The organism is Micromonospora sp. DT68, from assembly GCF_049847245.1.
Classification (GTDB): Bacteria; Actinomycetota; Actinomycetes; order Mycobacteriales; family Micromonosporaceae; genus Micromonospora; species Micromonospora profundi.
This window is the reverse complement of sequence record NZ_JBNCNZ010000018.1, coordinates 15,856-38,984: the sequence shown is the minus strand read 5'-3', so window position 1 is coordinate 38,984 and position 23,129 is coordinate 15,856. Positions and strand designations below refer to the sequence as shown.

Below are 23,129 nucleotides of genomic sequence, written 5' to 3'. Positions count from 1 at the left end.
CGGCCGCGAACGCCCGCTCGACCGGGCCGGTTCGCCGGGCCGGTGGGTCATCGGGTAACCTGACCAGGTTGCCCGCGCAGCGCCTGCCGGCGACCTCATGAACGTTTCAATCCCAGGAGTATCCCGTGGCTAGCGTGTGCGACGTCTGTGGCAAGGGGCCGGGCTTCGGCCACAACGTGTCCCACTCGCACCGGCGGACCAACCGCCGCTGGAACCCGAACATCCAGTCGGTGCGTACCCCGGCCGGTGGTGGCAACACCAAGAAGTTGAAGGTCTGCACCTCGTGCATCAAGGCCGGCAAGGTCACCCGCGCCTGACGCGGCGGCACCACCTCTTCTCGTTCGGCTCAGCCGGCGGACCCAGCGGTCCGCCGGCTGAATCGTGTCCGAGTCCTGAGCTGCCCCGCTGGTCGGAGCCCGCGCGGTCGCCGGGCTGCCCGGCCGGTCAGAGCGCCCGGCCGAAGGACACGCAGCCCTCCGAGTCCTTGTAGAAGCCGAAGTTCGGGATCCGGTCGTAGCCGGCGGACGTGTACATGGCGATCGCCTCGGGCTGGCGGTCCCCGCACTCCAGGATCATCCGCTTGCGGCCCTGGTCACGGGCCGACCGTTCGACCGCCGCGAGCACCATCCGCGCCACGCCGCGCCCACGGGCCGCAGGCGCGGTGTACATCCGCTTCAACTCCGCTGTGTCCGGGCCGTGGGCGCGCCAGCCGCCGCAGCCGACCGGCTCGCCGCCCAGGTAGGCGATGACGAACGCACCGTCCGGCGGCTCGAACTCGGAGGCGGCCACCGGGGTGTCGTCGCCGGTGCCGCCGTAGCGGGCCCCGAGGTCGGCAAGCGCTTCCTTGATCAACTGCTGCGCCACCGGCGCGTCGAACCGCGCCAACCGGATCTCGATCTCACTCACGGCGTCCAGGGTACGGCCGGCGCGGGGCCTCACCGGAAGTGGTCCCAGCCCCTCGGCCCGTCGTAGGCGCCCCCGTCCACGGTCACCCCGGCACCCGCAGTGACCAGGCCGATCGGCCGCCACTCCGGCGGCAACGCCACCTCCGGGGGGAAGGTCGCGGCAAGCGCGTGGTCCTCGCCACCGGCAAGGATCCAGGTGTACGGGTCGACGCCGAGCGCCCGCGCCGCGTCGGCCATCTGCCGGGGCACCTCGAACACCTCCCGGCGTACGTCGATCGCCACCCCGCTGGCCTTCGCCACGTGCCCGAGGTCGGCGAGCAACCCGTCCGACACGTCGATCATGGCGGTGGCGCCGAGCACTGCGGCCTGCGGCCCGGCCGCGTACGGCACCTGCGGCCGCCGGTACGCCTCGACGAGCAGTCGGGGCGTACGGAAGCCACGGGTGAGCACTGTCAGCCCGGCCGCCGCGTACCCGATGCGCCCGGCCAGGGCCAGCACGTCCCCGGGACGCGCGCCGGAGCGCACCACCGGCGCCCGGCCACCGAGGTCACCAAGCGCTGTCACCGCGATGGTCAGGGTGGGGCTTGCCGACATGTCCCCACCGACAACGCTCGCGCCGACCGTCGCCGCCTCGGCGGCCAGCCCGTCGGCGAGCCCTTCCGCCCAGCTCGTCTCCAGCTCCGCCGGCATGCAGAGGGCCACCAGCAGCGCGGTCGGGGTGGCGCCCATCGCCGCGATGTCGGCCAGGTTGGCCGCCGCCGCCCGGTGACCGACGTCGCACGCCGAGCACCAGTCCCGCCGGAAGTGCCGGCCATCGACGAGCACGTCGGTGGAGGCTGCCACCCGGCCGTCCGGCGCGGCCACCACCGCCGCGTCGTCCCCCGGGCCGAGCACTGTCGTCGGGCCCATCGCCAACCGGGCGGTGACCCGCCCGATCAACCCGAACTCGCCGATCCCGGCCACGCTGGCGCCACCGCCGGCGTTCCGCCCGTCCTGCCCGGCACCGCCGTGCTCGCTCACCGCTGCTCCTTGACCACCGATAGGGATCAGACCTGGTCCGTAAGGTAGTTTCACCCTTCGGGCCGCCCCTGGGCGGCGACGGACGGAGGTCGAGTCGTGGTACAGGCGTACATCCTCATCCAGACCGAGGTCGGCCGCGCACGTGACGTGGCGGGTCTCATCGCGGACATCGCCGGCGTCGTACGCGTCGACGCCGTCACCGGGCCGTACGACGTGGTCGTCCTCACCGAGGCGAACACCGTCGACGAACTCGGCAAACTCATCGTCAGCAAGGTGCAGATGGTGCCCGGCATCACCCGCACCCTCACGTGTTCGGTGGTGCGGCTGTAAGTGGACGAGATGACGACCTCCTCGGCTGCTCTCGACGACGACGGCACGCGCGACGCGGCCGACGGGACATCCGAGCGGGGTGACGGTAACCGCGCGAGCGACGACCCGTCTGCCGACGCGCCGGCCGGCCGGGACCGGACCACCCGTAGCGCCGCACTGCTTGCCACGCTGATCGCGATTCCGGTCACGCTGCTGGTGGCCGTACTGGCCTTCACGAAGCTCACCCCGGACACGCCGGCCGCCGCGCCGAGCCCGTCCGCCACGGCCCCCCGGGCGCAGTCCACCGCCCCTGTCGAGATGGCCGCCCCGGCGCTGGCCACCCGCCCGGCCACGGTCTGCCGTGCGCTGCTCTCCCAGCTGCCGCAGTCCATCCGCGACCTGGCCCAGCGCCCGGTCACCGCCGGACCGGAGCAGAACGCCGCATACGGCGATCCCGCACTCACCGTTGCCTGCGGGGGCGCGGAGCCGAACTTCCCGGCCACCGACGAGGTCTGGACCGTCAACCGGGTCTGCTGGCATGCCTCCGAGCAGTCCGACGCGACGGTGCTCACCACCGTCGACCGGGAGACGCCGGTGACGGTACGCGTCCCGCGCTCCTACGAGCAGCCGTTGCAGTGGGCGGCGCCGATCTCCGACGTGATCGTGGCCTCGGTGCCCTCCGGCGGGGCCATCCCCTCCGGCTGCCAGCGCTGATCGGGCCGGACCGCCGTTCGGTACGCCGGACGGCCGGCGCCGGCATGCTGCCTGCCGGTCGGCGAGGGCCGACAGTGCTGACTGCCGACCGTCCGGTGGGCCTCAGTGCAGGCCGACGCCGCGCCGCTGGGCGGTACGGATCAGGCGGTTGACGAGCTTCGGATACTCCAGCCCGGAGGCCGCCCACATCCGCGGGAACATCGACGTCGGTGTGAACCCGGGCATCGTGTTGATCTCGTTGAGGTAGACGTCCAGCTCGGGGGTGACGAAGAAGTCGGCCCGGGCCAGACCGGCGCAGTCCAGGGCGGTGAACGCGCGGACGGCGTACTCCTGCACCTGGCGGGTCACCTTCTCCGGCAGACCGGCCGGAATGTCGTACTCGCAGGAGTCGTCGAGGTACTTCGCCTCGAAGTCGTAGAAGTCGTGGTCGGCGACGACCCGCACCTCGGCCAGCACGGACGCCTCGGGCACGCCGCCGGCCTCGCCCTCCAGCACGCCACACTCGATCTCGCGGCCGACGATCCCGGCCTCGATGATGACCTTCGGGTCGAACTGCCGGGCGGTGGCGACCGCCTCGTCCAGCCGCGCCCAGTCGGTGACCCGGGTGATGCCGAACGACGACCCGGCCCGGGACGGCTTGACGAACACCGGCAGGCCGAGACGCTCCTTGTCCTGCTCGCTGAGCGTCATCCCGTTGCGCAGCACCGTGTACGGGCCGACCGGGATACCCTCGGCCGCGCAGAGCTTCTTTGTGAACTCCTTGTCCATGGCGGCGGCGGAGGCGAACACGTTCGCCCCGACGTACGGGATGCCTGCCATTTCCAGCATTCCCTGGATGGTGCCGTCCTCGCCGTACGCGCCGTGCAGGACGGGGAAGACCACATCGACGTCGGCGAGCACCCGGGGGCCCTCGGTGGGGTCGAGCACCATGAGGCCGTTGCCGGTGGGGTCCGCACGCAGAACGATGTCGTCGCCGGACTCTGCGGTGATCTCCGGGAGCTGGCGGGCATTGATGGCGAGCTGGGCGGGGTCGCCGCTTGTCAGCACCCACTGGCCGGCGCGAGTGATGCCCACCGGCACCACCTCGTACTCGTCCGGGTCGAGCGCACCGAACACGCTGCCGGCGCTGACGCAGGAGATGCCGTGTTCCGGGCTACGGCCGCCGAAGACGATCGCCACGCGGGTCTTGCCTGGGGTGGTCACTCCGGTCACCTCTTCGTACGCGACTGCGGCTGGTCGTGCTCGCCGGTGGCGCTCACCCGGTTGACCTTACTGTGCGTGGCGGTAGGGCGAGGCGATACCCGGCGAGCCACGAAGCGACGCGGCAATCGGTCAACAGAGGTTATACGGTGCGTTACGGGCGATCAGTTCCGCGCGTGCCGACGGCCGACCGCGATGACCTTGACCCGCTGGCGGCCGGCCCGCACCATGCCCAGGGCCATGAACGCTCCGGCGATCCGGTCGGCGGCCTCCCTGCTGCTGGCGCCGACCACCTGTCGTCGCCGCTCGGGGGCGATGCGCTCGTTGCGGTCGATGCCCTCGACTGGACGCACGTCGGTGAGCACGACCAGGAATCGGGTCATCTCCTGCCGTCCGGGGGAACGGCGAGGCACTCCGGGCCGGTATGCACGTCGTCTCCTTCCGGCAGGCCGAAATGACGGCGGCACGCGACGATCGGGTACGGGGGAGAAACCCGATCGCCGCGCGCCCTATCCCCTCCGGTCACTCACCACCACCGTCGCCACGACAACCGGCAGTGAGGACGTGGTGACAGCGTGACACGTACATGGCCGTGAATGCAACTCTCATCGGCGCGGTCCCATACACACATTCCCGCAAATGTGTGCGACCATCGATGCATGCCCCCCAAGACCGCTCGCGCCCGCCGGCTCGGCATCGCCCTCCGCCATCACAGGGAGGCCGCCGGGCTGACACTGGAAACCGCCGCGGACGAGATCAACAGCACTCGGAGCACCCTCTCCCGCTACGAGAACGCCCAGACGCTGATCAACCCGGCCACCGTGCGCGCTCTGCTCACCTCGTACGGGGTGAGCGCCGAGGAGGTGGCCGCAGCGGTGCAGCTCGCCAAGGACGCCCGCAAACCGGGCTGGTGGGTGTCGTACTCGTACGTGCTGGACCCCCGCACCATCGACTTCATCGCCCTGGAGGCGGAGGCCACCGCCATCGCCAACTTCGAGCCCTCGGTGGTGCCCGGCCTGTTGCAGACGGCCGACTACGTACGCGGGGTGATGCGCGGGGGGCCGCACACCCTTGTCGACGACCTGGTGGAGCAGCGGGTCAAGGCCCGGCTCGACCGCCAGCAGCGAATCACCGGCGACGATCCAGCAATCTTCGACGCAATCATCGACGAGGGCGCACTGCTGCGCCCCGTCGGCGACCAGTCGGTGATGGACGGGCAGCTACGACACCTGGTCAAGATGGCCGAGCTGCCCAACATCACCGTCCAGGTGATCCCGCTCTCCGCCGGTTACCACCGCGGCACCCGGGGCTCGCTGCACATCCTGGAGTTCGCCGACCCGGAGGACCCGATCATCGCCTCGGTGGAGACCGTCGCCGGTCAGATGATCCTCGACCGGGCGGGCGAAACGCGCACCTGCACCAAGATCATGGAGCATCTGCGGAGCGTGGCGCTCAGCCCCGCCGACAGCCGCAAGCAGCTCCTCTCACTCCTGAAGGGACGGTAGGAACGATGACACCGACGATCACCGCGGCACTGGCCGCGGCGACATGGCGCAAGAGCAGCCGCAGCGGTGACCAGGGCGCCTGCGTGGAGGTCGCCTCGATCCCACGCCTGGTTGCCGTCCGCGACTCCAAGGACCCGGCCGGTCCGGCCCTCCTCTTCCCCCCGACGGCCTGGGCTGCCTTCGCCCAGGCTCCGCCCCGCCACTGACCGACCGTCGACCACGGGCCCGGCGCGCGACCGACAGCGCCGGGCCCGTGCACGGTCGGACCAGACGCGGGCAGCGGGTCGGGCGACAAGCGGGCTCAGGTCCGCCAGAATCCCGCCCATGCGCGGCCGGGCCACGATTGCGCGGTGGATCGATGACCTGCGGGCTCAGGCGACAAGCGGGCCGGGTTCCGGCGCGGCGCGCAGCGCCTCCAGCGCGGCGATCGCCACGCCACGGGCGCCCGCCATGTCCCGGTCCGGCACCAGGGCGAACGTGGCGTGCGCCGCCTGCTCCTGTCGGAGCACTGTGTGCTCGCGGACCGTCGCCAGGAACCAGTCCCGGAACTCCGGCGCCGCCTCCACCACGCCGCCACCCACGAAGTACGCGTGCGGGTCGGTGAAGTTGGACGCCACAGTGAACAGCCGCCCCAGCGCCATCGCCTGCTGGGTGAACAGGTCCCGGGCCAGGGCGTCGCCCCGCTCCCCGTAACCCCGGACGAGCTTCGCCGCCCGGGCCACCGGCTCGGCGGTGAGCGGGTGGTCGGGATAGCGGGTCAGCCAGTACGGCAGCAGGTTGCGCTCGATGCCGGTAAGCGACGCGACGCTCTCGACGTCGCCGGTGAAACCGCAGGCGCAGGTCGGCTCCGGCTGCCCCGGGCCGAGCAGCCCGTTCAACGGGATGTGCACGTGGCCCAACTCCCCAGCCATCCCGGCGGCACCGGCGATCACCCGACCACCTTCGACAACGCCACCACCGAGCCCGGTGCCGACGATCGCGGCGACCGACGACCTGGTCATCGCCTCGTCGCCGAAGTACACGTGGTGGGCGTAGAGCGCGGCGGCGTTGCCGTCGTTGTGGTAGATCACGGGCAGGCCGAGGCGCCGCTGAAGCGCGCCCCGTACGTCGAAGCCCCGCCACGCGGGCTGGGAGAAGTTTGTCGAGCCCCGCGACGAGATGACACCTGTGGCGCTCGCCGGGCCGGGAGTGTCCAGGCCGACGGCGCGGACCAGCTCGCGCGGCACGCCCGTGTGGGCCAGCGCACCGTCAAACGCGCGGGCCAACGCCTCGATCGCGGCCTCCGGCCCGGCGCGCACCTCGCTGGGGATCTCCAGCAGCCCGTCCACGAGGAACCGGCCGTCCACCGTCAGCACGGTGGCGTTGTTGCTGGTGCCGCCGTTGTCCAGGCCGACGACCACCGGCACCCCTGCGCTGCCCACCGAAACCCCCCTCCCGACGACTGGATGTGAGCCGAGGCTAGTGCCCAGTCCCCTCCCCCGCCATGCCGATCACCGCAGGACATGTGGAAGCCCCGACATCCGTCGGTAAGGACCCACGTCCCAGACCGCCCGGACGTTCGCGAAGACCCCCGGGTGACGTTCGGGATGGCCCCTGGAGGCTGTCGCGCGTCCTTTGCTCTGCTTCAACCGCCCAGGCGCGGCAGCAGCGGCGCGGTGGCGGTGGCGGTGGCGGTCAGTGCGGGGTCAACCGGGACGGCGGGCGATCACCGCGGTCGCGTCCAGGTCCTCATCCTGCCGGACGGTCGGCACCAGCCCGACCGCGTCGAGGGCCCCGCAGAGCGCGTCCGCCTGGACGATGCTGACCTCGACGACCAGGTGGCCGCCCGGTGCGAGCCATTCGGCCGCGCCGGCGGCCACGCGGCGCAGCACGGCGAGCCCGTCCGGCCCACCGTCGAGCGCGACCGGTGCCTCGTGCAGCCGTGCCTCGGCGGGCATCAGCGCCACCGCGTCGGTCGGCACGTACGGAGCATTGGCGACCACCAGGTCCAGGTGGCCCCGCCAGCGCGGTGGCAGTGGGGCGAACAGGTCGCCCTCGTACACCTCGGCGGTCAGCTCGGCGAGGTTGCGTCTGGCGCACGCCACGGCCGCCGGGTCGATGTCGGCGGCGGCCAACCAACGCGGCGCGAGCCGGTGCGCGAGCGCGACAGCGGTGGCCCCCGAGCCGCAGCACAGGTCGACAACTGCCGCCGCCGCGCCGGTCACGGAGGCCGCCGCCTCGACCAGCAGGGCGGTCCGACCACGCGGCACGAAGACGCCCGCGTCGACCGCGATCCGCAGACCGCAGAACTCCGCCCAGCCGAGCAGGTGTTCCAGCGGTTCGCCGGCCACCCGGCGGTCGGTCAGCTCCGTCAACGCGGCGGGAGACTCGGTGGCTGCCAGCAGCAGATCGGCCTCGTCCTCGGCGTAGACACAGCCGGCGGCACGCAACCGGCCCACGAGAACGGACCGGTCGACGGGAGGCGCGGCTGTCACGACCTCAGGCCGGCCCGGCTGCGTCAAGCGCGGCGGAGATGTCAGCCACCAGGTCGGCCGTGTCCTCCACGCCGCAGGAGAGCCGGACGAAGCCGGGCGGGGTGTCGTCGCCCCACTGTGCCCGCCGGTCGGCACTGGTGTGCGTGCCACCGAAGGAGGTGGCTGCGGCCACCAGCCGGGAGGCGGTGAGGAAGCGGCCGACCCGGTCGGCGTCGCCCAGGTCGAACGAGAGCACGCCGGGCATCCGCCGCATCTGCGTCGACGCCACCGGGTACGCGGGATCGCCCGGCCGCCCCGGCCAGCGCAGACCTGTCACGTCAGGCCGGCCGGCCAGCAGGTCGGCGATCGCTGCGGCGTTGGCGCTCTGCCGGGCCAGCCGCAGGTCGAGCGTGGCTATCGACCGGTGGGCCAACCAGGAATCGAACGCGCCCGGCACCGAGCCGGTGACCGTGCGCCAGGACGTCACCGCCCCGACCAGATCGGCGGACCGGCTGGCCAGGTAGCCCAGCAGCAGGTCGGAGTGGCCGGTGAGCGCCTTGGTGCCGGACGCGACCACCAGGTCGGCGCCGAGATCCAACGGGCGCTGCCCGAGCGGGGTGGCTGTGGTGTTGTCCACAGCGAGCAGAGCGCCTGCGGCGTGCGCGCGCTCAGCCAGGGCCGCCACGTCGACCACGTCCAGGCCGGGGTTGGCCGGGGTCTCCACAAGCACCAGGCGTACGCCCTCAAGCGACGGGTACGGCCCTGCGGTCGGTACGAAGACCACCCGTACACCGATGGTTTCCAGTACGTCGGTGGCGAACGCCCGGACGGGGAAGTAGCCGTCGGCGGGCAGCAGCACGGTGTCCCCCGGGCGGAGCACCGCGAGCAGCAGGCCGGTGATGGCAGCCTGACCGGTGGCGAAGACGCGGCAGTCGCCGCCCTCCAGCTCGCCGATGGCGGCCTCCAGCAGCCGCCGGGTCGGATTGTCGGGGCGGCCGTAGCCGTTCGGCGACGAACCCTGGCCCTGCCACGGGTCGAGGTGGTACGGCGCGGCGAACACCGGCCCCGGCAGGAACGGGTCACCCGGTACCGGCTCGGGCAGCCCGGCGTGCAGACAGCGCGTGCCGTCTCCCAGGTCGGTCATCGGATCCTCACTCGTACGACTCGGGCTTGGCGGTCCGGCTCATCAGAGCCTGCACGGCCAGGCGTGGGTCCATGCCCTCGTGGCAGATCCGCTCGACGTGTTCGGTGATCGGCATTTCCACACCGTGCGCGCGGGCCAGGTCGCGGATCGCCAGGCAGCTCTTCACGCCCTCGGCGGTCTGCCGGGTCGCGGCCTGCGCCTGCTCCAGGGTTTCGCCCCGGCCCAGGTGCTCGCCGAAGGTGCGGTTGCGGGCCAGCGGGGACGAGCAGGACGCCACCAGGTCGCCCATGCCCGCCAGGCCGGCGAAGGTGATCGGGTCCGCGCCGAGCGCCACGCCCAGGCGGGCCGTCTCGGCCAACCCGCGGGTCATCAGCATGGCCCGGGTGTTGTCGCCGAAGCCCATCGCCGTGGCGATGCCGTACGACAGCGCGATGACGTTCTTGACCGCCCCGCCCAGCTCGCAGCCGATCACGTCGTCGTTCGTGTACGGGCGCAGGTAGGGCGTCCGGATCGACGACTGGACGAGAACGGTGCGGTGGTGGTTGGTCCCGGCGACCACAGTCGCGGCCGGCTGCTCGGCGGCGATCTCCGGGGCGAGATTCGGGCCGGAGACGACAACCACCCGGTCCGCGGCGACCCGGGCGGTCTCCACGATGACCTCGCTCATCCGCTTGGTGGTGCCGAGTTCGATGCCCTTCATCAGCGACACCAGGGTGGAGTCCGGGTGCAGGTGCCCGGCCCACTCGGCGAGGTTGCCCCGCAGGGTCTGCGACGGTACGGCCAGCACCACCAGCTCGGCGTCGGTGATCGCCTCGATGGCGTCGGCGGTGGCGGTGACCCGATCCGGCAGCAGCAGATCCGGCAGGTACTCGGTGTTGCGCCGCTCGGTGCGGATGCTGTCGGCCACCGCGGCGCGTCGCGCCCACACCGTGACGTCCCGCCCGGCGTCGGCGAGGATCTTGGCGAACGCGGTGCCCCAGGAGCCGGCGCCGAGAACCGCGACGTGGCCGGTCACGCGACACCTCCGTGTTGCTGGGGTTCGGCGGAGGGTCGGACCGGCCGCGCCCACAGCGGTGGCGGCGTTCCGCCCCGGATCTCGGCGAGCATGTCCCGCAGGCGCAGCATGATGGCGTCCGTCATCTCCTCGAGGGTGGCCCGGGTCGGCGGGGCGTCCGCCCACCGGGTCAGGTCGACCGGGTCGCCGGCGACCACGGTAACCGGGATCCGCGGGCGCGGGTTGAACCGGTTGGTGCGCGGGTCGAAGATCCGCTCCGGCCCCCACATCACCAGCGGCACCACGGGCGCGCCGGTGGCCAGCGCCAGCCGGGCCGCGCCGGTCTTGGCCTTCATGGGCCACAGGTCCGGCTGTTTGGTGGTGGTGCCCTCCGGGTAGATCACGACCGCGCCGCCCTGGTCCAGCGCTTCCACCAGGGCGTCCAGTGAGCGGACCGCGTCCACGCTGCCCCGCTCCACAGGGATCTGCCGGCACTGGCGCAGGATCCAGCCGACCACTGGCACCCGGAACACGCTGGCCTTGCCCAGATACTGCGGCCAGCGGCCCGACTCGTAGATGAAGTGCGCGGAGACCAGCGGGTCGGCGTGCGAGATGTGGTTCGCCACGATGATCACGCCGCTGTCTCCGCCGAGGTGCTCGCCGCCCCGCCACGTCCGTCGGGTCCACACGAGCATCACCGGTTTGACCAGCACCACGGCGAACCGTCGCCAGAACCCCAGCCTCCGCCGTGCCACCTGTGCCTCCTCGTCGCGCCCCGCACCGCCACGGGTCCGGCCCACGACACCCGCAGCGGAAATCATGCCTGCTCGCCCCCCGTACGGCCAGGGAGGGTCCCGCCGCCCTGCTGGCAGGATTGCGGGCGTGAGTCAGCCGAGGTGGGCCGTGGTGGTGCCGGTGAAGCGTCTGTCGGCAGCCAAGAGCCGGCTGCGGGGCGCACTGCCCGGCGTACCCCATGAGGAGCTGGCGCTGGCCCTGGCCGCTGACACGCTCCGCGCGGTGCTTGCCTGCCCGGCGGTCGCCGAGGCTCTTGTCGTCACCGACGACGCCCGCGTGGCGGCGGTGGTCCGCGCCGCCGGAGCGCGGGTACTTCCCGACGAGCCGGACGCCGGCCTGAACGCCGCCTTCCGGCACGGCGCGGCGCACGCCCGCGACATGTGGGTGGCCGGGCTGACCGCCGACCTGCCGGCGCTGCGCCCCACCGAGTTGGCCGGCGCGCTGCTCGCGGCCCAGGCCGGCGACGACGGGGTACGCCGGTTCGTGGCGGACGCGCCCGGCGTCGGTACGGTGCTGCTCGCCGCGCCGCCAGGAGTCGACCTCGAGCCACGTTTCGGGGTGGGTTCGGCGGCGGCGCACACGGCGAGCGGCGCCCTGCCGCTGCCCGGCGACTGGCCCAGCCTGCGCCGCGACGTGGACACCGCCGACGACCTGGCCGCCGCCGCCCGGCTCGGCCTCGGGCCGCGCACCGCCGCGCTGGTGGCCGCCGCCTGCCCGGCGCGCTCCGCGAGCTGACCCCCCGGTGTACGGTGCCAGCATGCAGGGCACGGTGGCCAGCTACGACGCGGCGACACGCAGCGGGACGCTGCTGCTCGACGACGGCACCGAACTGGGTTTTCCCGCTCGGGCGTTCGACGCCTCCGGGCTGCGGCTGCTCCGGCTCGGCCAGCGGGTGCGCATCGACACCGATCCCGACGGCGAGGTCGTCCGGGTGACATTGCCGACGATGATCTGAGCCGGCGGGGCCAAGTTCATTTTGCGTTAACCGTAATCGGGTGATTATGAGCGGGTGAGCACCCCTCGCGAGCACCCGGCCAGCCCGTCCACCACCGATCCCCTCAACGGCGTCCCCGCCCGTGGCACCGACGGCCGGTTTCGGCCGTCCCGGGCCGAACGTGCCGGTGCCGCCCGCGCCGACACCCTCGCCGACGACCCGGGCGCGGCCTCCTCGGGGCTCGACGAGGTCCTCGAATCCGCCGCCCCGCCCACCGAGACGGACGGGCCGGCTGCCGGTGGCGCCCTGGCCACCACAGGCTCCCCCGCTGACGGCGACGAGGACGACAGCCCGGCGGCTCCCCCGCTGCCGGACGACCGCTTCCTCAACCGGGAGCTCTCCTGGCTCGACTTCAACGCGCGGGTGCTGGCGCTCGCCGAGGACCAGCGCACCCCGCTGCTGGAGCGGGCCAAGTTCCTCGCCATCTTCGCCAGCAACCTCGACGAGTTCTACATGGTGCGGATCGCCGGGCTGAAGCGGCGGCTCTCCGCCGGCCTGCCGGTCCGTGGCGGGGACCGGCTGCCCCTGCGTACGCAGCTGGACCTGATCGCCGAGCGGACCGCCGCACTTGTCGCCCGGCACGCCGCCTGCTTCGTCGGCGACGTGCTGCCCAAGCTCGCCGGGGAGGGTATCCGCATCCTGCGCTGGGCCGAGCTGGGCGACCCTGAGCGGGAGCGGCTGCGCACCTACTTCCGGGAGCACATCTTCCCGGTGCTGACCCCGCTGGCGGTCGACCCGGCGCACCCTTTCCCGTACATCTCCGGGCGGTCGCTCAACCTCGCCGTCGCGGTCCGCGATCCGGACGGCGGCTCCGAGCTGTTCGCCCGTGTGAAGGTGCCGAACAACGTGCCCCGCTTCGTGCGGGTGGACCGGGACCAGCCGGGCGTGCGGATGCTGCCGGTGGAGGACCTGATCTCGGTGCACCTGGGTCAGCTGTTCAGCGGCATGCAGGTGGTCGAGTGCCACCTGTTCCGGGTCACCCGCAACGCCGAGGTGGAGGTCGACGAGGACCGCGACGAGGATCTGCTCCAGGCGCTGGAGCGGGAGCTCGCCCGCCGCCGTTTCGGCCCACCGGTGCGGTTGGAGGTCGCCGCCTCGATCTCCGACCACATGCTGGAGCTGCTCGTCCGTGAGCTGGACATGGACGACCAGGACGTGCTCCGGGTGCCCGGCCTGCTGGACCTCTCGGCCCTCTGGCAGGTGTACGGCGAGGCCGACCGCCCCGATCTGAAGGACCCGCCGTTCGTGCCGGCCACCCACCCCCGGCTAGCCGAGGGCGAGGTGCCGCGCAGCGTCTTCGCGACCCTGCGGGACGGGGACATCCTCGTGCACCACCCGTACCACTCGTTCGCCACGAGCGTGCAGCGCTTCATCGAGCAGGCCGCCGCCGACGAGAACGTGCTCGCCATCAAGCAGACCCTCTACCGGACCAGCGGTGACTCGCCGATCGTCGACGCGCTCGTCGACGCGGCGGCAGCCGGCAAGCAGGTGGTGGTTCTGGTCGAGGTCAAGGCCCGCTTCGACGAGGTGGCGAACATCGGTTGGGCCCGCACCCTGGAACGCGCCGGCTGCCACGTCGTGTACGGCCTCGTGGGCCTCAAGACGCACTGCAAGACCGCACTGGTGGTCCGTCAGGAGGGCAACCAGATCCGCAGGTACTGCCACATCGGCACCGGCAACTACCACCCCAAAACCGCCCGCCTGTACGAGGATTTCGGCATGCTCACCGCCGACCCGGAGATCGGCGCGGACCTCACCGACCTGTTCAACGTGCTTACCGGCTACAGCCGGCAGACCGCGTACCGGCGGCTGATGGTGGCCCCGCAGGGCATCCGTAGCGGCCTCATCGAGCGGATCGAGCGGGAGATCGCGCACGTCCGGCTCGGCATGCCCGGCCTGGTCCAGTTCAAGGTCAACTCACTGGTCGACGAGGGCATCACCGACGCGCTGTACCGGGCCTCGCAGGCCGGCGTCCACGTCGACCTGCTCATCCGCGGGATGTGCACGCTGCGTCCGGGCGTTCCGGGGCTCTCGGAGAACATCCGGGTCCGCTCGATCCTGGGCCGGTTCCTTGAGCACTCCCGGGTCTTCCGGTTCGGAAACAACGGCGAGGCCGAGTTCTGGATGGGCTCGGCGGACCTCATGCACCGCAACCTGGACCGACGGGTGGAGGCGCTGGTGCAGGTGAGCGACCCGGTGGCCCGCGCCGAGTTGGACCACGTGCTCACCGCAGCGATGGGCCCGGACGTCGACGCGTTCGAGCTGGCCAGCGACGGCTCCTGGACCCGACGGACAAGCGACGGCGAGGGCGCCCGGGTGCATCTACAGGAACTGCTGCTGCGCCGTGTCGGTGGCACGGCCCGCTGACCGTTCGCGGCATAGGCTGAGTGGATGGTCGAGGAGGAGCAGAAGTACGAGGTGGACGACACCTACGTGCTACCGGACCTGTCCGCCGCGGCCCCGGCCGGCGGTCAGGTCCGGGCGCTGCCACCGGTGACGCTTGTCGCCCGCTACCTCGACACTGTCGACCTGCGCCTGTCCCGGGCCGGCGCCTCGCTGCGCCACCGCCGGGGCGACGAGCTGCCGTGGACGGTGAAGCTGCCCACCGGCACGCCTGGCGTCCGGCACGAGATCTCCCGCCCGGGGCCGGCCGGGCAGCCGCCACCGGAGCTCGTGGAGCTGGTCACCGCCCTGCACCGGGGCGCAGCCCTGGCACCGGTGACTGTCGTACGGACCCTCCGGCACGCCCACGAGGTGTGCGACGAGGCTGGCGCGGTGCTGGCCGAGGTGGTGGACGACCAGGTGACGGTGCTCGACGACAACGACGCCACCACCGACACGTTCCGCGAGTTGGAGGTGGAGCTCAAGGCCGGTGACCGCACGCTGCTGGACCAGATCGGCGGTGTGCTGGGCGAGGCCGGCGCCAGGGTCGGCTCGTTCACCCCGAAGCACGTACGCGCACTGGGCACGGCTGCGCAGGCCGAGCCCGATCTGGTCGCGCCGGGCGAGCTGCCCGCCGACCCGACCGCCGGCGACGTGGTCACCGAGGCGTTCCGCACTGAGGTACGCCGCATGCTGGCGCACGACCCGCTGGTACGGCTTCGCGTTCCGGGCGGCGGCGGTGACAGCGCCGTGCACCAGATGCGGGTGGCAATCCGGCGGCTGCGCAGCGACCTGCGGACGTTCACACCGCTGCTCCGCAGGTCGTGGTCGCGTCCGCTGCGCGCGGAACTGCGCTGGCTCGCCGAAGTGCTCGGCGCCGCCCGCGACGCCGAGGTGCTGCGTGCCCGGCTGCGACGTACCGCGAACGCGGATCCGCTCAGCCCTCTCGACCAGGACGCTGTGGACCGGCTGGACAAGGCGCTGGCCAAGCGGCAGCGGCAGGCCCTCGCCGCCATCGACAAGGCGCTGCGCTCCGCGCGTTACCTGGCACTTGTGGACGCGCTGGTGCTTGCCGCCCGCGCCCCCCGGTTCACCCGCCGGGCCGCCGAGCCGGCCGCTCGGACGCTGCCCGCCCTTGTGGCCCGCCCGTGGAAACGGCTCACCGGCCCCGACGGCGTCGAAGGGCTCGACCCGCTGGGCCCCGACGACCGCTGGCACACCGTCCGCAAGGAGGCCAAACAGGCCCGCTACGCGGTCAACGCGGTCCTCCCGGCCGTCGGCAAGGACGCGCGCCGGCTGTCCCGCGCGCTGGCCCGCGTGCAGGACGTGCTCGGCGAACACCAGGACGCCGCGGTCGCCGCGGACACCTGGCTCGCCCTCGCTGCCGACCGACCGGGCGACCACAAGCTGGCTGTCGTCGCCGGGCGGCTCGCCGAGCGGGAACGCGAGACGGTCCGCCAGATGCGGGCCCGGTTTCCCGCCGCGTGGCACCGGGCCACCCGGCGACGGCGCACGAGATGGCTCCCGTGACCGGCATCCGGGCGGCCGGCGGGGTCTGCTGGCGTCCCAGCGCCGACGGCGTACGCGTGTGCGTCGTGCACCGGCCCCGCCACGGGGACTGGACGCTGCCCAAGGGCAAGCTGGAGCCGGGCGAGCATCCGATGGTCGCGGCGGTCCGCGAGGTGGCCGAGGAGGCCGACGTGCGCGGCGTACCGCAGGTGCGGCTGCCGTCGGTGCGCTACCGCAGCGAAGGTCAGGACAAGCTTGTCGACTACTGGTCGATGCGGACGGTCGCCAACGGCGGATTCCAGCCCGACACCGAGGTGGACGACATGCGGTGGCTCGCCGTCGACGACGCCATCCGGCTGGTCAGCTACCCGCACGACGCCGAGGTGCTCGCCGCGTTCGCCGCGCTGCCGCCGGTGACGGCCACCGTCGCGCTGGTCCGGCACGCGCATGCCGGCAAGCGGGCCACGTGGACCGGCCCGGACACCGGCCGCCCGCTCGACGCGCAGGGGTGGGCGCAGGCGTACGCCCTGGCCCCGCTGATCGCCGTGTTCCGGCCCGCCCGGCTGGTGTCGGCGTCGCCGCGTCGCTGCGTACAGACCCTGGATCCGGCCGCCGCACTACTCGACCTACCGATCGAGATCTGCGGCGATCTGGACGAGCCTCAGCCGGGCCAACAGCACGACGAGCAGGTGCTCGCCACCGCCGCCCGCCTGCTGGAGCTGGCCTGCGCCGGCGGTCAGGTGGCGGTGTGCAGTCAGGGCAAGGTGCTGCCGGGCGCGTTGGAACGGCTCACCGGGCACGCCGACGACGATTTCACCACGCCGAAGGGCTGCGGCTGGCTGCTCGCCTTCAGCGGCGACCGGTTGCTCGCCACCGACCGCCTCTGAGCCCTCCCGGTTTGGTCGACGTGGAGCCTCGGCACCGGAGGTCGGCGATCCGGAGTGGATCAACGCCAACCGCGTGGGTCAGAGGGGCGGCAGGGTGAGGGTCACCGCGACCGGCAGGTGGTCGCTGGCCGTGCCGGGCGGTGCGACCGGGCCGCGCGGTGTCAGACCGGGCGAGACGAAGACGTGGTCGATCTCCTGGCGCGGGTCGTCGGCCGGGCTTGTCGCCAACGGTCGCCCCGCCGCCAACGCGTCGACGAGACCGGCCCCGGTGAACTGGTCGAACGCCTCGTCGCCCGGCTCGGTGTTCAGGTCACCGCCCACCACCAGCGGGCGGCCGTCCGCGTACTCGGTGGCGAAGTCGACTACCGCGCGCGCCTGGACCACCGGACCGCCGCCGGGCGGCGGTTGCAGGTGCGTGCTGACCACTGCGCACCGGACACCGTCGCTGAAGTTCACTGTGACGGCGAGGGCCTGCGCGCCGGTGGGCGCCCCCACGGCCGGCAGCCGCAGCGTCCGCTCGTCCTCGATCGGCCAACGGCTGAGCACCGCGTCACCCCAGACGGCGTCGGCGGCGGCCCCGAACACGTACGGCATGTCGAGACGATCGGCCAGCAGGTCCAGGGTGTCGTGGCCGCCGTTGAGCAGCCAGCCGCGGTCCACCTCACTGAGCAGCACCACGTCGGGTCGCTGGCTGTCGATCGCGGTGGCCAGCGCGGGAAGGTCGAACCGGCCGTCCAACCCGAAGCCCATCCGGATGTTGTAGGCCACCACGGTGATTTCCTTCGGCGGCCCGTTTCGGTTTGTCGACACCCCCACCTTGTCGGCGAACACGGGCGCCAGCATGGCCAGCGCGGTGACCACCGCAGTGGTCGGCAGCGGCGCCAACCTCCCGGCGTGCCGCTGGCCGGCAGGCGGCCCCTCGGCGGGGCGGGAGGTGAACGCCACGGCCGCGATCAGCCCGGCGACCACCACCGGAACCGCCCCGTTGGGGTAGCCGAGGTCGTAGGCGGAGTAGTAGGCCACTGCCGCCAGCACGAAGACGAGCATGCCGGCCGCGACCGCGTACCCCCGGCGGGCCGCCGCTCGCAGGGCAGCCACCCTGGCCGCGTCGTCGGCGGGGGCCGGCCCGGCTGCGCCGGCGTCGTCGGTGAGGGCGAGGCAGGCGCCGAGACCGATTGCGGTGAGCGGGATGGCCGCGAGGAGCAGGTCGCCGTTGTCGAGGGCGAAGAGCACCGCGCCGGCAAGCACGGCCACCGGTCCCACTGCCCGACCCCACCGCCGGCTGGGCGGGCCGGCCAGCGCGGCCAGCAGGAACCCGGCGACGGCCACCGGCACCGGCGCGAGGCCGAACAACGGTGAGCTGGCCACGCCGTCGTCGGCCACCAGGTACGACATCGCGGTCTGGGCGAGCGCCGGGGCGAGGGCAACCATGCCGGCCAGCAGCAGCACCGGCCCGGCCAGCAGCCACGACCGTGCGCCACCAGGGCCGGGTGGCGCGCTCCGCGCCGCCGTGGCGAGCAGGAACGCCCCCACCGCCACGGCACTGAACAGCCACGCCATCCAGTCGCTGCGCCAGGCCAGGTCGTAGGTGTCAAGCATCGCGTGGAGCGCCGCGTTCACCGCCAACCCCAGAGCCAGCCCTGGCACCGGCCTGTCGATTCCACCGGCGACGCCCACCAACCAGACCAGCCCGGCGAGCAGCCCTGCGGTGGCCAGCCAGAGCTGTACGCGTCCACCAGGGGTCGCGGTGAGCGCGAGCCGCGCGGCGGCCAGCAGGACGGCCGCGGTGACGGTGACGGGACGGGCGCCGACCCGGCGGACAATCGCCGGTGCCGCCGCAGCGAGGACGAACCAGCCGAGGGCGAACGCGCCCATCAACTCGGCCGGGGTGGACGCGGCCTGACCGAAGATGGTGATGATGCCGGGAAGCCATACGCGCAGCACGTCGATAAGCAGAATGACGCCCAGCGCGAGCGATCCGGTGGTGAGCTGGCGGTAGCGCACCGGCGCCCCATTTCCGTCGGCGGGCCGGCAGAAGGGGGGCCGGCACGGCGATTCTGCGCGTCCACGCCGGGCGGGTCAATGCTCCCGGTACACCACAGGGCGCCCACCGCGCGGGTGGACGCCCTGTGGGCTGTGCCTGTCGGTCAGCGCTTGCTGGCCGTCTTCTTGGCGGGAGCTTTCTTCGCGGGCGCCTTCTTGGCCGCCGTGCTCTTGCTCGCTGCCGCTGTGGTCTTCTTCGCCGTGGTGGACTTGGCCGCCGCGGCGCTCTTCTTCGTCGGTGCGGCCTTCTTGCTGGCGGCCGTCTTGGTCGCCGTGGTGCTCTTGCTCGCCTTGGCCGGGGCGGTCTTCTTGCTGGCAACCGTCTTGGTCGCCGTGGTGGTCTTGGCCGCCTTGGCCGGGGCGGTCTTCTTGCTGGCCGCCTTGGCGGCGGTGGCCTTGGTGCCCGTCGCCTTGGCGCCGGTGGCCTTGGCGCTCGCCGCCTTCGTGCCGGTGGCCTTGGCCCCGGTCGTCTTGGCCGTCGTGCTGGCGGTCTTCTTCGCCGCCACCGTGGCCTTCGGCACCTTGCCGCTGGCCACCATCTCCTTGAACCCGGCCCCGGGGCGGAAGGTCGGGACGGACGTCTTCTTGACCTTCACCGCCTCGCCGGTGCGCGGGTTACGCGCTGTTCGTGCGCCACGCACACGCTTTTCGAACGCTCCGAATCCGGTGATCGCCACCTTCTCGCCCTTGGTGACCGCCGCCTGGACCTCAGTGAGGACCGCGTCGAGCGCGGCCGTCGCCGTCTTCCGGTCCCCCAGGCGAACGGCGAGCGCCTCGATGAGCTCGGCTTTGTTCACGACTTCCTCCCGATTATGCAACTGACTCGACGCGAGCCATTCTGCGCGCACGGTATGCCCTGTGCTGCCTGGACACAAACATTCGGTAGAAAAAAGCCCTTGTGTCGTAACGGATTCGCCCCCACCGGTTGGACCGGTGAGGGCGAAATCCGATGTGCGGGTGGGCGTACGGCTATGCCACTGAGGGCAGGAACGGCAGTCGACCCGCCTCGTACGAGTCGATGTCGGCGACGTGGCGGAGGGTGAGTCCAATGTCGTCCAGACCCTCCAGCAGCCGCCACCGGCTGAAGTCGTCAAGCGGGAACGACCATGTGGCGTCCCCCGCCCGGAGCTGTCGGGCGGTCAGGTCGACAGTCACCGGAGTGGTCGGATCGGCCTCGACCAGATCCCACAACTCCTCGACGGCTTTCAATTCCAACTCGACCGGCAGCAGACCCTCCTTGAGTGCGTTGCCGCGGAAGATGTCGCCGAAGCGCGGCGACACCACGGCGCGGAAGCCCCAGTCCCGCAGCGCCCACACGGCGTGCTCCCGGGAGGAGCCGGTGCCGAACTCCGGGCCGGCGATGAGGATCGACGCACCAGAATAGGATTCATCGTTGAGAACGAATGCCGGATCTTCCCGCCACGCGTTGAAGAGCCCGTCGGCGAAGCCGGTGCGGGTCACCCTCTTGAGGTACACGGCCGGGATGATCTGGTCGGTGTCCACGTTGGATCGCCGCAGGGGCACGGCCGTGCCGGTGTGGGTGGTGAACTTGTCCATCTCCTCGGTCCCTTCTACAGATCGGCGGGTGCGGCGAGCCTGCCGACCACGGCGGTGGCGGCGGCGACCGGCGGGGAGACCAGGTGGGTGCGTCCGCCCCGGCCCTGACGACCCTCGAAGTTGCGGTTGGAGGTGGACGCGGAGCGCTCGCCCGGCTTCAACGTGTCGGGGTTCATGCCCAGGCACATGGAGCAGCCGGCGAACCGCCATTCGGCACCGGCGTCGGAGAAGACCTTGTCCAGGCCTTCGGCCTCGGCTGCCTCCCGCACGGCGGCGGAGCCGGGCACCACGAGCATCCGGACCCCGTCGGCGACCTTGTGGCCGCGCAGCACGTCGGCGGCGGCCCGCAGGTCCTCCAGGCGGCCGTTGGTGCAGGAGCCCACGAAGACCACGTCGATGGGGAGTTCCCGCAGCGGGGTGCCGGGTTGCAGGTCCATGTACTCGAGCGCGCGACGGGCGGCGACCCGCTCCGAATCGGTGACGAACTCCTCCGGGTCCGGCACTGGCGCGCTCAGCGGCGCACCCTGCCCGGGGTTGGTGCCCCAGGTGACGAACGGCGTGATCTGGCTGGCGTCGAGGGTCACCTCGGCGTCGAAGCGCGCGCCCTCGTCGGTGGGCAGCGTCCGCCACCAGGCGAGCGCCGCGTCCCACTCCGCGCCCTGCGGCGCGTTCGGGCGACCCTTGAGGTACGCGAAGGTCGTCTCGTCCGGCGCGATCATGCCGGCCTTGGCGCCCCACTCGATGGACATGTTGGCGATGGTCATCCGCCCCTCCATGGAGAGGGACCGGATCGCCTCACCGCGGTACTCCACGATGTGACCACGCCCACCGCCGGTGCCGACCTGGGTGATCAGCGCCAGCACCAGGTCCTTGGCGGTCACGCCGGGGGCGAGTTGGCCGGTGACGTTCACGGCCATGGTCTTCGGGCGGCTCTGCGGCAGCGTCTGGGTGGCGAGGACGTGCTCCACCTCACTGGTGCCGATGCCGAAGGCGAGCGCGCCGAACGCGCCGTGGGTGGCGGTGTGCGAGTCGCCACAGACGATCGTCATGCCCGGCTGGGTCAGCCCGAGCTGCGGGCCGATGACGTGCACGATGCCCTGGTTCTCGTCACCGAGCGGGTGCAGCTTCACGCCGAACTCGGCGCAGTTGCGGCGCAGCGTCTCGATCTGCGTCCGTGACGTCGGATCCGCGATGGTGAGCAGGTCACCGCGGCGGGACCGGAACGCCGGATCGGCGTACCCGGTCGGTGTGTTGTGGTCCTCTGTCGCGAGCGTCAGGTCGGTTCGGCGCACCCGGCGCCCGGCGAGCCGCAGCCCGTCGAACGCCTGCGGGCTGGTCACCTCGTGCAGCAGGTGCAGGTCGATGAAGAGCAGGTCCGGCTCACCAACGGCGGACCGAACGACGTGCGCGTCCCAAACCTTCTCGGCCAGGGTCCTCGGCTCAGGAGTGACTCCCACCATCTGGACATCCTAAATTCTGGGAGGTATGTTTCGGCTTGTGGGACACAGTATGAGCGGTGTTGGCGTTCTCGACAAGGCGGTGGTCATCCTGGCCGCCTGTGTCGACGGCGCCAGCCTGGCCGAACTCGTTGAACGCACGAAGCTGCCCCGTGCCACCGCGCACCGGCTGGCACAGGCACTGGAGATCCATCGGATGCTCGTCCGGGACACCCAGGGCCGCTGGCGGCCCGGCCCCCGGTTGGGCGAGCTCGCCAATGCGGCACCGGACGTCCTGCTGACAGCCGCCGAGCCGCTGCTGGCCGCGCTGCGCGACGCCACAGGTGAGAGCGCTCAGCTCTACCTGCGCCGCGCGGACGAGCGGATCTGCGTAGCGGCGGCAGAGCGCGCCAGCGGCCTGCGGGACACTGTTCCGGTCGGCTCGGTGCTGCCCATGACCGCCGGCTCGTCCGCCCAGATCCTGCTCGCCTGGGAGCCGCCGGAGGCGGTCATGCCGCTGCTGCCACGTAGCAAGTTCACGGGCCGCACCCTTGCCGAGGTACGCCGCCGCGGCTGGGCGCAGAGCGTCGCCGAACGCGAGGCGGGTGTGGCGAGTGTCTCCGCCCCGATCCGGGACCGTACCGGCCGCGTGATCGCCTCGATAAGCATCTCCGGCCCCATAGAGCGCCTCGGCCGCCGCCCCGGCGAACGGCACGCCATGGCAGTCGTACGAGCCGGCCAACGCCTCTCCGGCCTCTAACCGGCCCCGGTCCGGCCTCTAACCGGCCTCCGGCCAGCGCTGGTTGATCATGGGGGTTAGCGTGGACCGGCATCGGCGTGTCACCCCGCCAACTCCATGATCACCGCGGTGGAGGTGGAACGGAGAAAGGGCCCGCCTCGCGAAGCGAGACGAGCCCTTTCTGTTGTAGCCCCGACCGGATTCGAACCGGCGCTACCGCCTTGAGAGGGCGGCGTCCTGGGCCACTAGACGACGGGGCCAGAACTTTGCTGTTCACCACCCTCGCGGGCGGTGCGGCTTGTAGTCTAGCGGCACCATCGGCCGGGGCGAGCGCGGGGTGCGGGGCTGCAGACCGGCAGGTGGCGACCCGGGAAACGACCCACGAGGTGACACGACCCGTCCCGGAACGACAGGCCCTCGACGACGAAACAGCCCGCCTCACCAGGTGAGACGGGCTGTGCACAGATGTAGCCCCGACCGGATTCGAACCGGCGCTACCGCCTTGAGAGGGCGGCGTCCTGGGCCACTAGACGACGGGGCCAG

General features: G+C 72.3%; 24 protein-coding genes and 2 tRNA genes. 11 read left to right on the top strand and 15 right to left on the bottom strand.

Annotated elements, in window-relative coordinates; all coding sequences use genetic code 11:
- The first annotated feature begins 125 nt into the window (after positions 1-125).
- Positions 126-317: a 50S ribosomal protein L28 gene (gene rpmB / locus ACPXB1_RS25810; protein WP_011905179.1), complete on the top strand. Its 192-nt coding sequence runs from the start codon at positions 126-128 to the stop codon at positions 315-317.
- 127 nt (positions 318-444) lie between these two features.
- On the opposite strand, the gene ACPXB1_RS25805 is transcribed toward rpmB, so the two are convergent.
- Together ACPXB1_RS25805 and ACPXB1_RS25800 are read right to left on the bottom strand one after the other, a co-directional pair.
- Entirely contained in the window at positions 445-906 is a 462-nt protein-coding gene (locus tag ACPXB1_RS25805; RefSeq protein WP_355593649.1) for a GNAT family N-acetyltransferase, read from the bottom strand.
- Positions 907-935: 29 nt separating this feature from the next.
- The gene (locus tag ACPXB1_RS25800) at positions 936-1,868 is read right to left on the bottom strand and encodes a thiamine-phosphate kinase (protein ID WP_425735912.1); all 933 of its coding nucleotides are present in this window, start codon (positions 1,866-1,868) and stop codon (positions 936-938) included.
- Between the two features lie 153 nt (positions 1,869-2,021).
- Here ACPXB1_RS25800 and ACPXB1_RS25795 point away from each other — a divergent pair, with 153 nt between their 5' ends.
- On the top strand, positions 2,022-2,255 hold the full coding sequence (locus ACPXB1_RS25795; protein WP_007456453.1) for an Lrp/AsnC ligand binding domain-containing protein: 234 nt from the start codon (positions 2,022-2,024) through the stop codon (positions 2,253-2,255).
- Positions 2,256-2,264: 9 nt separating this feature from the next.
- Positions 2,265-2,948 carry a DUF3515 family protein gene (locus ACPXB1_RS25790; RefSeq protein ID WP_355593645.1) on the top strand — a complete coding sequence of 228 codons (684 nt, stop codon included), beginning with the start codon at positions 2,265-2,267 and terminating at the stop codon, positions 2,946-2,948.
- Positions 2,949-3,050: 102 nt separating this feature from the next.
- On the opposite strand, the gene ACPXB1_RS25785 is transcribed toward ACPXB1_RS25790, so the two are convergent.
- Positions 3,051-4,151 (bottom strand): D-alanine--D-alanine ligase family protein, encoded by a 1,101-nt coding sequence (locus ACPXB1_RS25785; protein WP_306272541.1) that lies wholly within the window; start codon positions 4,149-4,151, stop codon positions 3,051-3,053.
- A gap of 161 nt (positions 4,152-4,312) precedes the next feature.
- On the bottom strand, positions 4,313-4,531 hold the full coding sequence (locus ACPXB1_RS25780; RefSeq protein WP_355593643.1) for a hypothetical protein: 219 nt from the start codon (positions 4,529-4,531) through the stop codon (positions 4,313-4,315).
- Positions 4,532-4,807: 276 nt separating this feature from the next.
- On the opposite strand from ACPXB1_RS25780, the gene ACPXB1_RS25775 reads away from it, so the two are divergent.
- Both ACPXB1_RS25775 and ACPXB1_RS25770 read left to right on the top strand, forming a co-directional pair.
- Positions 4,808-5,653 carry a helix-turn-helix domain-containing protein gene (locus ACPXB1_RS25775; protein WP_355593641.1) on the top strand — a complete coding sequence of 282 codons (846 nt, stop codon included), beginning with the start codon at positions 4,808-4,810 and terminating at the stop codon, positions 5,651-5,653.
- A 5-nt stretch (positions 5,654-5,658) separates the two neighbouring features.
- Positions 5,659-5,859, top strand: a complete 201-nt coding sequence (locus tag ACPXB1_RS25770) for a DUF397 domain-containing protein (RefSeq protein WP_355593639.1) — start codon at positions 5,659-5,661, stop codon at positions 5,857-5,859.
- A gap of 165 nt (positions 5,860-6,024) precedes the next feature.
- On the opposite strand, the gene ACPXB1_RS25765 is transcribed toward ACPXB1_RS25770, so the two are convergent.
- From ACPXB1_RS25765 to ACPXB1_RS25745, 5 genes are all read right to left on the bottom strand, one after another.
- A complete protein-coding gene (locus ACPXB1_RS25765; RefSeq protein ID WP_355593637.1) occupies positions 6,025-7,074 on the bottom strand; it encodes an ROK family protein in 1,050 nt (349 codons plus the stop codon).
- Between the two features lie 264 nt (positions 7,075-7,338).
- The gene (locus ACPXB1_RS25760) at positions 7,339-8,127 is read right to left on the bottom strand and encodes a putative protein N(5)-glutamine methyltransferase (RefSeq protein ID WP_355593635.1); all 789 of its coding nucleotides are present in this window, start codon (positions 8,125-8,127) and stop codon (positions 7,339-7,341) included.
- Positions 8,128-8,131: 4 nt separating this feature from the next.
- The gene (locus ACPXB1_RS25755; RefSeq protein WP_425735896.1) at positions 8,132-9,250 is read right to left on the bottom strand and encodes a cystathionine gamma-lyase; all 1,119 of its coding nucleotides are present in this window, start codon (positions 9,248-9,250) and stop codon (positions 8,132-8,134) included.
- 7 nt (positions 9,251-9,257) lie between these two features.
- Positions 9,258-10,265, bottom strand: coding sequence for an NAD(P)H-dependent glycerol-3-phosphate dehydrogenase (locus ACPXB1_RS25750; RefSeq protein WP_355630953.1), 1,008 nt, complete (start codon positions 10,263-10,265; stop codon positions 9,258-9,260).
- A complete protein-coding gene (locus tag ACPXB1_RS25745; RefSeq protein ID WP_355593629.1) occupies positions 10,262-10,999 on the bottom strand; it encodes a lysophospholipid acyltransferase family protein in 738 nt (245 codons plus the stop codon). Before ACPXB1_RS25745 ends, ACPXB1_RS25750 begins: the two co-directional genes overlap by 4 nt.
- Positions 11,000-11,126: 127 nt before the next feature.
- On the opposite strand from ACPXB1_RS25745, the gene cofC reads away from it, so the two are divergent.
- The 5 genes from cofC (at position 11,127) to ACPXB1_RS25720 (ending at position 16,811) form a co-directional block, all read left to right on the top strand.
- A complete protein-coding gene (gene cofC / locus ACPXB1_RS25740; RefSeq protein WP_355593627.1) occupies positions 11,127-11,774 on the top strand; it encodes a 2-phospho-L-lactate guanylyltransferase in 648 nt (215 codons plus the stop codon).
- A 22-nt stretch (positions 11,775-11,796) separates the two neighbouring features.
- Entirely contained in the window at positions 11,797-11,994 is a 198-nt protein-coding gene (locus ACPXB1_RS25735) for a cold-shock protein (protein ID WP_355593625.1), read from the top strand.
- A 285-nt stretch (positions 11,995-12,279) separates the two neighbouring features.
- Positions 12,280-14,400: an RNA degradosome polyphosphate kinase gene (locus ACPXB1_RS25730; RefSeq protein WP_425735911.1), complete on the top strand. Its 2,121-nt coding sequence runs from the start codon at positions 12,280-12,282 to the stop codon at positions 14,398-14,400.
- 24 nt (positions 14,401-14,424) lie between these two features.
- Positions 14,425-15,945: a CHAD domain-containing protein gene (locus ACPXB1_RS25725; protein WP_425735895.1), complete on the top strand. Its 1,521-nt coding sequence runs from the start codon at positions 14,425-14,427 to the stop codon at positions 15,943-15,945.
- Positions 15,933-16,811, top strand: a complete 879-nt coding sequence (locus ACPXB1_RS25720) for an NUDIX hydrolase (RefSeq protein WP_355593619.1) — start codon at positions 15,933-15,935, stop codon at positions 16,809-16,811. Before ACPXB1_RS25725 ends, ACPXB1_RS25720 begins: the two co-directional genes overlap by 13 nt.
- 78 nt (positions 16,812-16,889) lie before the next feature.
- On the opposite strand, the gene ACPXB1_RS25715 is transcribed toward ACPXB1_RS25720, so the two are convergent.
- The 4 genes from ACPXB1_RS25715 to leuC form a co-directional block, all read right to left on the bottom strand.
- Complete coding sequence (locus tag ACPXB1_RS25715; protein ID WP_355593617.1) at positions 16,890-18,815, bottom strand: endonuclease/exonuclease/phosphatase family protein; 1,926 nt, start codon at positions 18,813-18,815, stop codon at positions 16,890-16,892.
- Positions 18,816-18,958: 143 nt separating this feature from the next.
- The gene (locus ACPXB1_RS25710; RefSeq protein ID WP_355593615.1) at positions 18,959-19,651 is read right to left on the bottom strand and encodes an HU family DNA-binding protein; all 693 of its coding nucleotides are present in this window, start codon (positions 19,649-19,651) and stop codon (positions 18,959-18,961) included.
- Between the two features lie 172 nt (positions 19,652-19,823).
- Positions 19,824-20,411, bottom strand: a complete 588-nt coding sequence (gene leuD, locus ACPXB1_RS25705; protein WP_355593613.1) for a 3-isopropylmalate dehydratase small subunit — start codon at positions 20,409-20,411, stop codon at positions 19,824-19,826.
- Positions 20,412-20,425: 14 nt separating this feature from the next.
- Positions 20,426-21,871, bottom strand: a complete 1,446-nt coding sequence (leuC, locus tag ACPXB1_RS25700) for a 3-isopropylmalate dehydratase large subunit (protein WP_355593611.1) — start codon at positions 21,869-21,871, stop codon at positions 20,426-20,428.
- A 49-nt stretch (positions 21,872-21,920) separates the two neighbouring features.
- Between leuC and ACPXB1_RS25695 the strand changes: the two genes are divergently transcribed.
- On the top strand, positions 21,921-22,607 hold the full coding sequence (locus tag ACPXB1_RS25695; protein WP_053652407.1) for an IclR family transcriptional regulator: 687 nt from the start codon (positions 21,921-21,923) through the stop codon (positions 22,605-22,607).
- 166 nt (positions 22,608-22,773) lie between these two features.
- Here ACPXB1_RS25695 and ACPXB1_RS25690 read toward each other — a convergent pair.
- Together ACPXB1_RS25690 and ACPXB1_RS25685 are read right to left on the bottom strand one after the other, a co-directional pair.
- Positions 22,774-22,846, bottom strand: a tRNA-Glu gene (locus tag ACPXB1_RS25690).
- 208 nt (positions 22,847-23,054) lie between these two features.
- Positions 23,055-23,127 (bottom strand) — tRNA-Glu (locus tag ACPXB1_RS25685).
- Positions 23,128-23,129: the final 2 nt, after the last annotated feature.

Coding starts and splice junctions, on each gene's coding strand:
- ACPXB1_RS25790 (WP_355593645.1), top strand. CDS start 2,265: ATGACGACCTCCTCGGCTGCTCTCGACGACGACGGCACGCGCGACGCG.
- ACPXB1_RS25780 (WP_355593643.1), bottom strand. CDS start 4,531: ATGACCCGATTCCTGGTCGTGCTCACCGACGTGCGTCCAGTCGAGGGC.
- ACPXB1_RS25775 (WP_355593641.1), top strand. CDS start 4,808: ATGCCCCCCAAGACCGCTCGCGCCCGCCGGCTCGGCATCGCCCTCCGC.
- ACPXB1_RS25770 (WP_355593639.1), top strand. CDS start 5,659: ATGACACCGACGATCACCGCGGCACTGGCCGCGGCGACATGGCGCAAG.
- ACPXB1_RS25755 (WP_425735896.1), bottom strand. CDS start 9,250: ATGACCGACCTGGGAGACGGCACGCGCTGTCTGCACGCCGGGCTGCCC.
- ACPXB1_RS25735 (WP_355593625.1), top strand. CDS start 11,797: ATGCAGGGCACGGTGGCCAGCTACGACGCGGCGACACGCAGCGGGACG.
- ACPXB1_RS25725 (WP_425735895.1), top strand. CDS start 14,425: ATGGTCGAGGAGGAGCAGAAGTACGAGGTGGACGACACCTACGTGCTA.
- ACPXB1_RS25720 (WP_355593619.1), top strand. CDS start 15,933: ATGGCTCCCGTGACCGGCATCCGGGCGGCCGGCGGGGTCTGCTGGCGT.
- leuD (WP_355593613.1), bottom strand. CDS start 20,411: ATGGACAAGTTCACCACCCACACCGGCACGGCCGTGCCCCTGCGGCGA.
- leuC (WP_355593611.1), bottom strand. CDS start 21,871: ATGGTGGGAGTCACTCCTGAGCCGAGGACCCTGGCCGAGAAGGTTTGG.
- ACPXB1_RS25695 (WP_053652407.1), top strand. CDS start 21,921: ATGAGCGGTGTTGGCGTTCTCGACAAGGCGGTGGTCATCCTGGCCGCC.